Genomic DNA, 14,494 nt, shown 5'->3' on the forward strand with positions numbered 1-14,494 from the left:
GGCTTTTCCTCCGTTCAGTTATCAGAAAAGAGGGGATGAGAACGGGCTCACCCCCTCCAGCTTCACACCGCAAATGCTTTATTTCCCATAAGCTTCGTTGACTGCTTCAATGGCATTGTCTCCCCCAGCTGCTCGCCAGTTCTGTACGACCACGTCAAAGTAATCGATACTTTCACTGCCCATAATGATTTTCGTAAATCCTTCGGTCAGAATGTCATCCAGCGTTGTGCCGTAACTGGAGAGAGCTTCGGGCGTAACACCCCATAGCGCGGTTTTGATATAGTTGTTGCTATCAAGCACTTTTTTGGCCAGACCATACGCATTTTTCGGAGCTCCCTGTTGCAAATAGTCCCCGGTTGCTCCCGGTGTGGCATTCTTGATAAACTCCACGCTATTGTTGTATTTCTGCCACATTCCTGAAGTCGTTAGTCCACTTGTATCCTTCGTTTCAAGAGCTTTGGACACAGCCTCAAACTGTTCGTAGTCCGAATTCGGATTAAGTACACGGAAGGCGCCAACCACGTGGGCAATATCATTGTCGAGCAGGGCAGACAGTGTCTCCGGTTTTTCCTTGCCGTTGCCTTCATCCACGATGTAGGCATAATCATTTAGGATTTCGATCACTGCTTGCGGATTGGCGGCATCCTTTTTCATAACAATGTAATTGTTGTTGGCAAAAAAGATGGACTGTTTTGCTTCCTTACCATCCACGGTTGGAATGAGATATGGATAAAAGATCGCATCTTTGCCCAGATTGGCAATGGTATCTACGCCCGGATTATATCCCCACCACTGATAGTAAGGCTGGATGCCTACTTTACCGGCAACGATGTCGGCATTCATCGCGTTGAAGTCTTTAATCGCGAATTCCGGATCAATAATGCCTAATTTATACCATTCCGCCCACGCGGCAAGCGCGTTTTTCATCTCGGGTTGAATGGAGCCATAAGTAAGTTTTCCCGAGCTGTCCTCAATCCACATGTCGGGATGTGCGTCCCAAGCAATAGCTAGCAGGTTGAGGTAGTCCAGAGATTGATCCACAGCGATGCCGTATCCGCCGTGTTTTTCCATAAATTTGAGTGCCATGTTTTTGATATCTTCAACGGATTTCGGATCTTGCAGTTTAAGTTCTTCTTTCCAGTCGTTCCGGATCCAGATAAAGTCCGGCTGTTCAATTAATCCCCAGTGCATCTGCGGTATACCGTAGAGCTTACCGTCTTTTTTGCCTGATTCGTAGCTGTCTGCATCCGCTTTCATATAACCTTTCAGACGTTCCGAGGCATGCTGTTCGAAGGCTTCTGTCAAATCCATGACCATATCGGCCTCAACCAACTGGCGCAGCTGAGAAGGATTCACCCGGAAAACGTCAGGTAATTCATTGGAAGAAATCGCGAGATTGAGTTTTGTTTCATATTCATCACTGACCCAGTCCGTCTTGACGTTAATGTTTAACTTCTCTTTATACCGGCGAGTCCAGACATTATTGGTGATATCATCGCCCTTTGGATATTTCGCTGAACTGTACTCCGATGTGACCGTATGAATGGTGACTGCACCTGTGCCATCATCGTCCGCGTCGGTCTGTGTTTTACCTTTTCCCGTGTCACTACAAGCTGTGATCAGCAGAGCAGACATACTCACTGACATGATTAGAAGCTTCATCTTCTGGTTCATTCACGTTCCCCCTCAAGTTCAAGTCATATTTAGGAATGTTGTACTTGAAGTTATTGTAAAGGAGAATGAAGAGAGGGGATATAAACGTTATTGACCACAATCTGTATGATTTTTTACTTTTGAGGGGATGGAGAGGGCGGTTGGAATGGAAAGTCTGTACGAACCTTGCACTTATTTGAACTGTGTTGCACTTTTTTGACCTGCTGGAAGGATTGAGAAGTACAATAATAGGTTATTGCATGGTATGGATGTTAAGCGGTTCTAGAGCAGATCGTGAGAATATAGGAAGTATACATATTTTTTCAGCTTACTTGTGGCTTTTCGTTGTGCTGCGGTGTCTAATTCAGTCCTAGAGATTAGAGTGTTCGTTCATGTTCCGTTCATATTGCATTCATTCCAGGGACATCGAAGTTGAGTACACTTGATTTGCAGTAAAACAAGACCCACCCCAGGAGGAAACATGACATAAAGGAGCTGAAAGTGTTGATTCAACCAAGTCATACAGATTCAAAAAAAACAAAAGCAAGCCAGGATTCCAAAGCCAAGCGAGTGCTTAAACTTTTGCTAAAAGTCATCGTCTCTATACTTATCGTCATCTTGCTTTTCATCGCGACGGTATTCACGGTGAACCAAGTCAGCAGTCATTCTGAACAAAAGCGACTGGAGCACTACGGGCAGCAGGTATCTGTCGACGGAAAACGAATGAATGTCTTCATGCAGGGTGAAGGGAAAGAAACGATAGTCATTTTACCTGGGTTCGGAACAGCTTCGCCTGCACTTGATTTTAAGCCACTTATCTCCGAACTCAGTCCTCATTATAAGGTCGTAGTTGTTGAACCTTTGGGTTACGGATTAAGCGATCCGACTGACAAGGAACGTAGTTCGGCTAATATCACGCAGGAGATCCATAGTGCCTTGCAAAGTCTGGGTATCAAACGTTATATGCTGATGGCGCATTCCATCTCAGGTCTCTACAGTCTCGACTATGTGAACCGATATGCAGAGGAGGTACAGGCGTTCATTGGGTTAGATCACAGTGTTCCGTCTCTTAGCGAGCAAAAGGTTGAAGCATCCGACATCGAACCAATTAAATGGTTCCGTAACCTTGGTTTTGCCCGTGTGCAGTTGAAGCTGAGTGATGACCCGTATGAAGGACTCTCTTATGACGACGATACCAGAGAGCAATTGAACATTTTAATCCGCAAAAATATGTATAACAACACCCAATTAAACGAGGCCGTAAGCATGTATTCCAACTTCCAGGAGGCGAAACAGCTTACTTGGCCTTCCGATTTGCCGGTTCTTTTCTTTGTACAGAAAAATCACCCTGTCGTGAAAGAATGGGTTACAGAGCATGAGAAACAGATGGCGAACATTGAACAGGGAGAAATGGTTTTACTGGAGGCGGGACATTACTTGTATCGCTCCCATCCCAAGGAGATTGCCGAGAAGATCAAAGAGTTCGGTAAAAAGATCATTACACCTTGAAGCAACCGCGTTATGCGGCGTACTTAAAGTACCCGTATAACGCTTTTTTTGTTATTCTATTGTTTTACGGGCTAATGCCGGTATAACCCACAATGAACACACAAACAAAATCAGGAGGTTACATACAATATGCATATTTTAGTGCTCGGAGCTACAGGACGCGTCGGAAGCCATATCGTTAAATATGCGCTTCAGGACGGTCACCAAGTAACGGCTTTGGTTCGCACTCCAGATAAAATAAACACAAAACATGATCGCTTAACCATTGTTCAAGGTAATGTGCTGGAATCCCATGATCTTTTGCGTGCCATAGAAGGAACGAATGCGGTGATCAGCGCGCTGAACACGGATGGAACAACCACACTGTCCCAAAGCATGCCGTTACTCATCAACGCTATGGAGCAGGAGGACATACAACGAATCATCACTGTAGGAACAGCCGGTATTCTGCAAAGCAGAACCGAGCCTGGGAAACTTCGATATCAGTCGAGCGACTCCAGACGTAAGTCAAGTAGGGCTGCCGAGGAACATGAACAAGTGTACACATTGCTTAAAGAATCCACCCTGGAGTGGACGATTGTATGCCCAACGTATTTGCCAGATGGGGAGGTGCGCGGCAACTACAGAATAGAGCGTGACGTTTTACCTGAAGGCGGCACAGAAATTACCGTTGGCGATACCGCTGAGTTCACCTATCGTCAACTTGGCGACCGCCAGTTTATAAATGCACGCGTAGGGATATGTTACTGAAGCATATAGAAATTTTCTCTGCAAACACGTAAAGACCATCATACTATTTGAACACTACTTCATACGTCTGGAGATGGGGTGATCCTCATTCATTTGCAGCAAATCCCACAGGTTCCCATAAAGGTCTTTAAATACAGCAACGATGCCATAGTCTTGTTGCTTTGGCTCTCGTACAAACTCAATTCCTTTGGACACCATGTCATTGTAATCTCTCCAGAAGTCGTCTGTATTCAGGAACAGGAAAACACGCCCGCCAGCCTGGTTACCGATAAACGGCACTTGCTCCGGTTTGGAAGCTCTAGCGAGTAATATGGTCGTACCAAAGGAACCAGGAGGGGCGATCACTACCCATCTTTTGTCCTGCTCAGGTTGATAGGTGTCTTCAAGCAATGTAAAATTCAATTTTTGAGTATAAAACTCGATCGCTTCATCATAATCGTTAACGACCAAGGCGATATGTATAATGGATTGGATCATAAGGGGGCCTCCGTTTCATCTTTTGTTCAACGATACAGTTATACCATTGGAATCGGAGAGACTACAACGGTAAATGAGGAAAAGCAGGAAGTTTCCCTACACCTAAACAGCGATTTGAAGTATGATATATACTAGGTTAAGCGCTTTCTTTTGAATCAAATTCAGTTTACATACTTAGGAGGCTACCAAACTTGTTGAATACAAACACCAATTACGCAGGATATCTTTTTGTGCATTTTATCGGTGAACAGCCCGATGGGGAGCAGGTTTATTTTTCATATAGCGAGGATGGTCTTCACTGGAAGGATTTAAACGGGGGTAAGCCCGTATTGCGCTCCAATCTGGGGGAAAAGGGCGTACGCGACCCGTTTCTTATTCGCTCCGGTAAGGAGGACAAGTTTTATCTGATTGCAACCGATCTGCGAATCGCAAACGGCAAAGGCTGGGGTGTTGCTGTAAACGAAGGCAGTCGTGATATTGTCGTATGGGAGTCCAGTAATCTCGCGGATTGGTCTTCTCCTTGGACAGTTACACTTGGCACTCCGGGTGCAGGGTGTGTGTGGGCACCTGAAGCCGTTTATGATGAAGCGGCCGACGAGTTTCTTGTATTCTGGGCCTCGGCCACACAAGATGCAGATGAATCTGAACGTAAACAAAAGATTTACAGCGCACGCACCAAAGACTTCCGTTCATTCACTCCATCGGAAAAGTATATCGAGCGTGAAAATCACATCATTGATACGACCATTCTTGCTTCTTCGGGTTCATACTACCGTTACTCCAAAGATGAAACAACCAAAAACATTCGTGTTGAAAAGGGAAACTCTCTGGATAAGGATGCATTCACTCCGCTGCATGCGCCTGTGCTGGAAGCGCTGATGGGTGTAGAAGGGCCGCAGATTTTCAAATTCAACGACCGGAATGAGTGGTGTCTGATTGTTGATCGTTTCGCCGAGGGAAAAGGTTATCTACCGCTGTTAACGACTGATTTGGATAGCGGAAACTTCCGAATAGCTTCAGATGATGAGTTTGATATGGGAAAAACCCAAAAGCGGCACGGCGGCATTCTGCCAATCACCGCGGAAGAAGGTAATCGACTGCTGGCCGCTTATGGAGACGGTCACCAGGTACTGGCTGGTCAATATGCTGACCCTGATGTGGCCAAGTTTGGCGACCGCTACTATATGTATCCAACTAGTGATGGCTTCGACGGGTGGTCAGGTACGCAGTTCAAGGTGTTTTCCTCCAGCGATCTGCAATATTGGCAGGATGAAGGAATCATTCTTGATCTGGCAACGGATGATGTGCCTTGGGCCATCGGAAATGCATGGGCACCAGCGATTGCCAGCCGCAACAACAAATATTACTATTATTTCTGCGGCAAAATGCCTAATCAGGAAAGTGCTATCGGTGTCGCTATAGCCGATTCCCCAGTAGGTCCATTCCGGGCAGAGCCTCAACCTTTGATTACAATGGATCAATTAAGACGTCTTAAGATCACGATGGGGCAGGCTATCGATCCTTCAATCTACGCAGAGCAGGATGGCAAGATGTATCTGTTGTTTGGAAACGGAGATGCTGCTATTGTTGAGCTTGGTGACGACATGATCACTGTTGTTGAAGAAACAATGCGTAACCTTGCAGGATTGCATGATTTCAGGGAGGCCGTAACCGTGTTAAAGAGGGAGGGCCTGTACCATTTCACATGGTCTTGTGATGATACGGGAAGTGAGGACTACCATGTCAATTACGGCACGTCGCAAAGCCTCTATGGCCCGGTTACCTATCACTACCCTGTTTTAAGCAAAAATGTAGAAAAAGACATGCTCGGAACTGGCCATCACTGTATATTCCGTGATTCTGAAACGGACCAGTACCATGTGGCTTACCATCGTTTTGTCACTCCGTTATCCCGTTTCTCCGAGGGGAAAGGGTACCACCGGGAAGTGTGTATTGACCCGATTCAGTTTGGAACGGATGGGCGAATGAAGCCTGTTATTTTGTGAAATGATGGGATGGTTTGAACACCATTGAAGGGAACAATCACGATACAGAGCGATGCAATTCGAATAGAGTATCGTGACCGATCTTCATTATCAGTATTTCTTATGGAAGCCGCTAACCATAGCGGCTTTTTTAGATTATGCTTATGTATGTATCTGGGTCGAAGCATTGTTATTACGGAAGAGAGAGTTTGAATGCGTTAAAAATTCATTTTTTATATGAAACGTTTCGAATTGAAAAACAAAAAGAAAACTTGAATTGAACTTATAAAAGTAAGGGTTTTCATTTTGTTATTTACCAAATATGAACATTCATGATATCATAAATACGAAACGTTTCGAATTTATTTTGAAGGGAGAAAAGAGATGAACATTGTAAAAAGGTTAGGATTCATTTTAACTTTTTGTCTGTTTGCCAGTACAGCTTTCACTCCTGTCATATCTGCACATGATTCAGGCAAACCGCCAGGTTTCAAACCCGAATTGAAAGCGGTTGCCAAAAAAACGTACAAGTACTTCAAAGATTTTACCGATCCCAAAACCGGGTTGACGTATGATGAAGTCCGAATGAAGGAAACGGGAACGGAAGAAGCCAAGCGTACCTCACCCACGAACATTGCGATGTACATGATGAGTACCGTTTCTGCCGAACAAATGGGCCTGCTATCGAAGAAAGAAGCCGTATCCCGCTTGAAAATAACGTTAAACACGCTGGAGAAGATGGATAAGTGGAACGGGCTCTTTTATAACTGGTACAACACGGACGATGGTTCAGTCAAAAAAGATTGGGGGCAATTTATATCTCAGGTAGACAACGGCTGGTTATCCGCAGGATTAATCGTCGTTGGACAAGCGTATAAAGAGTTAAACGCACAAACCAGCACACTCGTTAACCAGATGAATTATACAACGTTATACGATTCGGAAGTCGGCCAATTCCGTGGTGGCTATGACGTTGCCAAAGGCGCACTGACAGAGCATCATTATGGTTCCTTTTATACGGAACCTCGTGTAGGGAGTTATATTGCCATCGGTAAAGGAGACGTACCGAAAGAGCATTGGTGGAAGATGTACCGCACAATGCCACTTGAATGGGACTGGCAGTCTCAGATTCCACAGGGTATAACGGTGAATTATGATGGCGTGGATGTCTTCGAAGGAAGTTATGAGTATCAAGGTAAAAAATTCGTTCCTAGCTGGGGAGGCAGTATGTTTGAAGGGCTTATGCCAGGTCTGGTGATCAAGGAAAAAGACTTGGGTACTCAGGCGTTAGGTCTAAACAATAAACGTCATGTCGATCTGCAAATCGAATATGCCAAAGAAAAAGGGTATGCTGCCTGGGGATTCTCGCCATCGGCAACAGCTACCGGATATAGTGAGTTTGCAGCGACACCGCTCGGCATCTCAGGTTACAAAGACGGAGCAACGGTAACTGCGCATGCAACATTCCTTGCCCTGGACTATGCGCCTGAAGAGGCACGCAAAAACATCAAAACATTGAAAAAGTTAAACATGATGGGTAAATATGGTTTATACGACTCTATCAATCTGGAGACCAAAGAAATCGCCAAAGCTTATCTGGCATTGGATCAAGGCATGATTATGGTATCTATTGCGAACTATCTGGAGGATGGAGTCATCCGTGATTATTTCCACAGCGATCCCATCGGTCAGAAACCTGAAGAATTGTTGAAAAAAGAAGTGTTCTCTATTCAGTAGACCCGATTCAAATGGAACGAGGCATCGCTTGATGACGCTTCGTTCCTTTTTTGTGTAGAACATAGTTTAAAATGTTTATTACATATTTTTACGCTTTTACTATCGTTACAATAAGATATAAGAGAGGTAGTTAATTTTTACTTTGTGAAAACTGCAGGGGGATAACATATGAATGATTTTTTTAGATTTGATACGGATGAAGAACGGCGAGCGTTATTCATCAGAGCAAGGAAAGTCGCATTATCAGCAATTCAACAGTATGATATAGAGTGGGATAACATCCGGTTTATTCAACTTTCTGATACGATCACATATAAAATTGAAACCAGTACAGATTACCATTATTTACTTCGTATTCATTCGGACCGATTGAGCAAAGAGGAAATTCGTTCCGAACTTTTACTGTTACAAGCACTGAATACATGGAATGATCTAAGTTTACCCGAAGGGATTGCAAGTCGTGATGGTATTTATGTATTGGACATCGAAACAGAAATAGGATATAGAAGCCCTTATGTAACGATGATGCGGTGGGTCGAGGGTGAAAAAGCAACAGGGGAATTTACGGATAGTCATGCATATCATATGGGTGTATTAATAAGCAGGCTCCATGAAGCAACAAAGGATTTCAATCCACCTTCTGATTTTGTAAGACCTGTTTGGGGAGTAGAAAATTTTAAACGTGAACTGGCTAAGTTGGAACGTTACCATGAACGTTTTTTATCCGAAGAGGCATGGAAGCTGTATCAATACGCAGCGGAGAAGGTTGTATCTCAGCTTACCATTATGCGTCCAAGTGAACATAACTATGGGCTCATTCATGCTGATTTACATACCGGTAATATGGTTTTTAACGGTAATCAACCTTCTCCGATTGATTTTGGAAGATGTGGGTACGGATATTATCTCTACGATATGGCAGGCACCCTATTGGAGCTTTGGCCAAAGCATCGATGGATGCTTATCCAAGGTTATGAGAGTATTAGGAAGCTCGAAGCGGACTATACTCGGGATCTGGAATGTTTTTTTGTTATGATCCTGATCGAAAATTACTGCCATCACGCCTCTGATCCAAGAGAAACAGCCAGTTTAATCGAAGAACAGAAATATGCCCAAGCATACATAAGAGAATATTTAAACGGAAATCCATTTTTATTCGAAGTGATCGAGCCTGTCATCCCCGCCTAATGCCGCTCACATTCCTATTCATTAAATGCCTCACCACATGGGTGAATATCATTCTCTTTATTGGATTTAGCTTTTGCGGATGGAGCGTAAAAAATTGATCGGGATTGTCGAACGTACCGAAATCCTGAACGATGCCTTCTTTCTGCACATAGGTGTCATTTTCATTCCAATAAATAGCGGGGTTCTGAAAATCATCCGTAGCCACGCCATACCCGCAAAATGAACCTGTACATTGCTCGAACTTTTGCTGAAGCTTGGTCAGATAAGGGATATCCAGGATAAAACCTTCGATGTTTAACCATCTGTCGTTATATAACACTTCAATCCAGCTATGGATGATCTCTTTCGGAGAAAGGTGATAATACCAGCCTTTCATGGCACCCTTTTGCAATTGTTTATGAATCGTAAAACCGTGAATCCGGCAAGGGATACCCAATGCTCTGAGCAACGCCATGAATAAAATGCCTTTTGTATTACACTGACCGTAGCCATCTTGCAACACTTCTGAAGCTTGAATATCATCACTGCGGTTATAACCAAATTGAATCTCGTCGCGAACGTAATTATATACATGAAGGATCTGTTCCTTTACAGGGAGTGAGGCCCAGTTACGACTGCGAATGAGGCTCTGAATGGTCGAATGATTGTAATCTAACAATTCCGTTTGCTCGAGATAGTTGTTCATGATGAGCACCTCCTGTAAACATTGTAACGTCAATGCAGGGAGGAAACTTGCAAAAACACGCTATCTTTGCGAATATCTTTGGCGGTCATTCCTAGCAATCGCTTGCTGGTATTGGCAAAATGAGAGGGTGTATCAAAACCAGCTGCCATGGCTGCGTCCGTGATACTGGTTCCTTGAAAAATCAGATAACATGCCTTCTGTAACTTATGTAAGACGAGATAACCACTAAGGGATATTCCTGTATTCTCTTTAAACAGATGTGACAGCCTACTGCTTGAAAGACCGAACGTTTCTGCGTAATTACGAATAGAGTGCTCCGAATCCGTGCAATCCTTCATATGTTGAAGCAATTCCTTGATTCGTGAATCTGTGACTACAGGTAGCGTGTGGTTCAGGTGAAATAAAGTCATGAGTTGTTGTAAAAATACACGGTAAGTCTCTGCATCATGAATTAGCGGTAAACGTGCTTTGAGAAATTCGGCGATTTCTTTACTAAGCTCCAAAGGGAAATTAACGTATGCCTGGTTACCCATATATTTTTTGAAAGCCGCTGCAATGCTGGAGGTGCTGTCTATTAAAAGCAAAACTAAGGGCTGCCCTGAGACCTGCAAACGATGAGATACACTGGAGTTAAGTATGATTCCAGCTGTACTTATATTCTCTCCCTGAACTTCAATCTGAAAATAATTTTCTAGTGCAATCGTAACTTGAATAAACGTATGTTGATGTGCCTCGGCATCAATGGCATTGGAATGCACAAGAATGTGATGCTGCGCGCCATATAAATTCATCAAACGAGAATCACCTCATAGGTAAAATAAATTAATGATCACTGTATATTACATATGAATCTTCTTTATCCCTTTATTTTAGGATAATTTCCCACTATGCAGAACGAAAATGCTTCACTATAATGCAACAGGGCGTTGGTTACGATTATTTTATAATAGACTAAAATGGGGTACACATGTGATTGTTATGGACGATATCTTGGATTACTTGGAACAGCATCCCTGGCTGAACCCTTTAACATGGAAAGTACTCACAATCTCGGGGTTAGTGTGGGAAATACTGTTCGGGATGCAACTTAAGGATCACCAAGGCGAAGAGATTCTAGCAGAAATCTCTCTTAGTAAGAGAAGATTGTTAATGTTTGTTACTCTAGTACTCACACTTGGGCCTCTTTATTATGGGCTGTTCAGATATTCGTTTGAATAGAAGTGTTTCACAAGTCACCTCTATTCACTATAATTGATGAAAAGATACACATCTTTTATGTAAGTGGAGGTAGAATGATGACTCAAAATCAGAGGAAAATAGCAATGATCACAGGTGCCAGCGGTCCCAGAGAAATGGGAAGTGCTTTTTGTCGCAAACTAGCTTCCAGAGATATTGATATTTTCTTCACACACTATAAGGCTGACCCTGAATGGACCTTTGCGTTTCACAAGGAAATTGAAGACATCGGTGTTCGTTGTGCATCAATTGAGATCGATCTAACCGACCGTAACGCAGCACAACGAGTATACGAAAATACAGTCGAGAAACTAGGGCAACCTTGCATACTTATTAACAATGCGGCTTATTGTGTCAACACCGATTACAAGTCCTTTGATGCCGAACTCATGGATAACCACTATGCTGTTAATATGCGATCGACGTTTCTACTGTGTACGATATTTGCCCGTGAATTCGAAAAATCCAATCTAACCTCAGGCAGAATTATCAATATGACTTCAGGACAGGATATATCGCCGATGCCAGGAGAATTAGCGTATGTTGCGACCAAAGGTGCGATCTCCGCTTTTACAACATCCTTATCTCGTGAACTTGCACCATTGAAAATTACAGTGAATGCTGTAAACCCTGGGCCTACAGATACAACGTGGATGGATGACTCCATTAGGGATTATCTGATGCCAAAGTTCCCGTTGGGACGGATTGGAGCACCTGAGGATGCAGCGAACATTATTGATTTTCTCGTGAGTGAAGCCGGAGCTTGGATTACGGGACAAGTTATTCATTCGGAAGGTGGATTTATAAGAGAATAATCGAACGGGACCGGATAGAATATGATTGGAATCATAAAAAGCCCGGCTAGGTTAGCTGGGCTTTTTTGTAGATTTAAACGGAGTCATTCAATGAAGGCAACAATTATTCCATCATATTAACTCAAGAAGTACCTTTGTGCCATGGGAAGTTCGTCAACCGGAAGGCAGCGTAGCGTTTCACCGTTCACGGATACGGTATAATTCTTCGGATCAACCATAATTGTTGGCGTTTCTCCATTTAAAATCATATCTTTTTTGCTCGCTGCACGACAGCCTTTCACAGGTTTTAAGGATTTACTCAGCCCCAGAGGAGAAAGGGTACCCGCATCAATGGATGCCTGAGAAACAAAGGTTGCACAAATGGCTGAACGTGCTTTGCCATAGCTTCCAAACATCGGTCTGTACATGTAGGGCTGTGGTGTCGAGATCGTAGAATTAGGATCTCCCATGACACTATGCATGATCATACCGCCTTTGATGACAAGTTCCGGTTTAACTCCAAAGAAAGCGGGTTTCCATAACACAAGATCGGCCATTTTACCGACTTCAATCGAGCCTACATATGTGGAAATGCCATGGGTAATTGCAGGGTTAATCGTATATTTGGCAATATATCGTTTCACACGATTGTTATCCGCCTGGATATCACCGACAAGTGCACCGCGTTGTTTCTTCATTTTATCCGCTGTCTGCCATGTTCTAATCGCCACCTCACCTACACGGCCCATCGCCTGTGAATCCGAACTGGTCATGCTGATCGCACCGATATCATGTAAAATATCTTCCGCACCAATCGTTGTCTCCCGAATCCGCGAAGCGGCAAAGGCGACATCCTCCGGAATTTTGGGATCGAGATGATGGCAGATCATTAGCATATCCAGATGCTCATCGACGGTATTTCGGGTATAAGGCATGGTTGGACTGGTGGAAGAAGGCAGGACGTTCGGCATGGAAGCGACACGTAACAAGTCCGGCGCGTGACCACCGCCCGCACCTTCCGTATGGTAGGTATGAATGGCGCGACCATTGAATGAACGCAGACTATCCTCCACATATCCAGCTTCATTCAGCGTATCCGTATGGATATTGACCTGAATGTCATACTGTTCCGCCACGCTTAAACATTTATCGATAACGTAAGGTGTACTTCCCCAATCTTCATGAATTTTCAGCCCGCCGACACCAGCAAGTACTTGTTCCATCAACGCTTCAGGTCTGGAACTGTTGCCTCGGCCAAGCATCACAAAATTCATCGGAAGTGAATCAAGCGCCTGTAGCATGCGTTCGATATGCCATACACCCGAGGTACAGTTGGTTGCAAGCGTGCCTGTTGCCGGGCCGGAACCTCCGCCAATCATCGTCGTAATGCCACTCTGCAGGGCAATTTCAATTTGCTGCGGCGAAATGAAGTGAACATGGCTGTCTACACCGCCAGCGGTCACAATCATATTTTCACCAGAAATCACTTCCGTACCCACACCAATATACATATCAGGATCGACACCATCCATCACAAACGGATTTCCCGCTTTGCCAATGCCTCGAATCAGTCCGTCCTTAATGCCAATATCGGCTTTGACAATTCCCCATGTATCCACAATTACAACGTTGGTAATGACCGTATCCAGGACACCTTCGCTACGCGTTGCCAGAGGATGCTGTCCCATGCCGTCCCTGACCGTTTTACCTCCGCCAAAAACGCACTCATCTCCATACACGGTAAAGTCTTTTTCAATCTCAATTTTTAACGAGGTGTCCGCAAGCCGAATCCGATCTCCGGTCGTGGGACCATACATGCTTGCATATGTGGCGCGATCAATGGTGTTCATCATTCAACCCTCCCGTTGGTTAACCCGGCGAATCCATGGATTTCTTTCGTTCCACCGATTTCAACCAGTGTGATCTCATGAACTTCTCCCGGTTCAAAGCGGACGGATAGACCTGAAGCAATATCCAGTCGATATCCTTTGGTTCCTTCACGGTTAAATGATAAAGCGGGGTTCGTTTCAAAAAAGTGAAAGTGTGATCCGACCTGAATAGGTCGGCTTCCTGTATTGGTCACAGAACGGGTAATTCGTTTGCGGTCAGGTAACAGGACAATGGGGTCATCCGCAAATTCATATTCACCGGGGATAATCGCACCATCGATCCGAGCAACAGGCTCATGCACAGTCACAAGCTTCGTTCCGTCGGGGAACGTGGCTTCAATCTGAACTTCGCTCAGCAACTCGGCTACGCCATCCATTACCTGATTTGCTGATAAAAGGTGGCGAGCTTCTTCCATCAGTTGTTTAACGGTTTTCCCATCCCGTGCACCCTCTACGACAAAACCTGAAATATAGGCAGCGGCTTCCGGGTAATTCAGCTGAACGCCACGTTTCAGCCTTTTTTCAGCCATATCCGCTGCGAGATACATTAGTAATTTTTCACGTTCCTGTACAGTCAAGTGCATAGTCAGC

The 14,494-nt window shown here is 44.3% G+C and carries 12 protein-coding genes; 6 read left to right on the forward strand and 6 right to left on the reverse strand.

All coding sequences use genetic code 11. From position 1 onward, the window contains the following. Positions 1–78: 78 nt before the first annotated feature. Positions 79–1,674 carry a type 2 periplasmic-binding domain-containing protein gene (locus tag FS818_RS07280; RefSeq protein WP_145330943.1) on the reverse strand — a complete coding sequence of 532 codons (1,596 nt, stop codon included), beginning with the start codon at positions 1,672–1,674 and terminating at the stop codon, positions 79–81. A 480-nt stretch (positions 1,675–2,154) separates the two neighbouring features. Here FS818_RS07280 and FS818_RS07285 point away from each other — a divergent pair, with 480 nt between their 5' ends. Next, complete coding sequence (locus FS818_RS07285; RefSeq protein WP_313960460.1) at positions 2,155–3,162, forward strand: alpha/beta fold hydrolase; 1,008 nt, start codon at positions 2,155–2,157, stop codon at positions 3,160–3,162. A 129-nt stretch (positions 3,163–3,291) separates the two neighbouring features. Further along, a complete protein-coding gene (locus FS818_RS07290; protein WP_145330945.1) occupies positions 3,292–3,912 on the forward strand; it encodes an NAD(P)-dependent oxidoreductase in 621 nt (206 codons plus the stop codon). A 54-nt stretch (positions 3,913–3,966) separates the two neighbouring features. Here FS818_RS07290 and FS818_RS07295 read toward each other — a convergent pair whose 3' ends face one another. Next, positions 3,967–4,389: a VOC family protein gene (locus FS818_RS07295; RefSeq protein WP_145330947.1), complete on the reverse strand. Its 423-nt coding sequence runs from the start codon at positions 4,387–4,389 to the stop codon at positions 3,967–3,969. A gap of 191 nt (positions 4,390–4,580) precedes the next feature. Between FS818_RS07295 and FS818_RS07300 the strand changes: the two genes are divergently transcribed. The 3 genes from FS818_RS07300 (at position 4,581) to FS818_RS07310 (ending at position 9,299) form a co-directional block, all read left to right on the forward strand. Next, complete coding sequence (locus tag FS818_RS07300; RefSeq protein ID WP_145330949.1) at positions 4,581–6,395, forward strand: glycoside hydrolase family 43 protein; 1,815 nt, start codon at positions 4,581–4,583, stop codon at positions 6,393–6,395. Between the two features lie 363 nt (positions 6,396–6,758). Beyond that, positions 6,759–8,111: a glucoamylase family protein gene (locus FS818_RS07305; RefSeq protein ID WP_145330951.1), complete on the forward strand. Its 1,353-nt coding sequence runs from the start codon at positions 6,759–6,761 to the stop codon at positions 8,109–8,111. 168 nt (positions 8,112–8,279) lie between these two features. Continuing rightward, entirely contained in the window at positions 8,280–9,299 is a 1,020-nt protein-coding gene (locus tag FS818_RS07310; RefSeq protein WP_145330953.1) for a phosphotransferase enzyme family protein, read from the forward strand. Here FS818_RS07310 and FS818_RS07315 read toward each other — a convergent pair. Further along, positions 9,286–9,984, reverse strand: coding sequence for a transglutaminase-like domain-containing protein (locus FS818_RS07315; RefSeq protein ID WP_145330955.1), 699 nt, complete (start codon positions 9,982–9,984; stop codon positions 9,286–9,288). The two genes, FS818_RS07310 and FS818_RS07315, sit on opposite strands and share 14 nt — an antisense overlap. Positions 9,985–10,013: 29 nt before the next feature. Beyond that, positions 10,014–10,775 (reverse strand): helix-turn-helix domain-containing protein, encoded by a 762-nt coding sequence (locus FS818_RS07320; protein WP_145330957.1) that lies wholly within the window; start codon positions 10,773–10,775, stop codon positions 10,014–10,016. A 504-nt stretch (positions 10,776–11,279) separates the two neighbouring features. Between FS818_RS07320 and FS818_RS07325 the strand changes: the two genes are divergently transcribed. Continuing rightward, positions 11,280–12,035, forward strand: a complete 756-nt coding sequence (locus FS818_RS07325) for an SDR family oxidoreductase (RefSeq protein ID WP_145330959.1) — start codon at positions 11,280–11,282, stop codon at positions 12,033–12,035. Between the two features lie 116 nt (positions 12,036–12,151). Here FS818_RS07325 and ureC read toward each other — a convergent pair whose 3' ends face one another. Beyond that, complete coding sequence (gene ureC / locus FS818_RS07330; protein WP_145330961.1) at positions 12,152–13,864, reverse strand: urease subunit alpha; 1,713 nt, start codon at positions 13,862–13,864, stop codon at positions 12,152–12,154. Continuing rightward, positions 13,864–14,487 (reverse strand): urease subunit gamma, encoded by a 624-nt coding sequence (gene ureA, locus FS818_RS07335; RefSeq protein WP_145330963.1) that lies wholly within the window; start codon positions 14,485–14,487, stop codon positions 13,864–13,866. Before ureA ends, ureC begins: the two co-directional genes overlap by 1 nt. Positions 14,488–14,494 lie beyond the last annotated feature (7 nt).

The organism is Paenibacillus xylanexedens, assembly GCF_007680605.1.
Lineage (GTDB): Bacteria > Bacillota > Bacilli > Paenibacillales > Paenibacillaceae > Paenibacillus > Paenibacillus xylanexedens_B.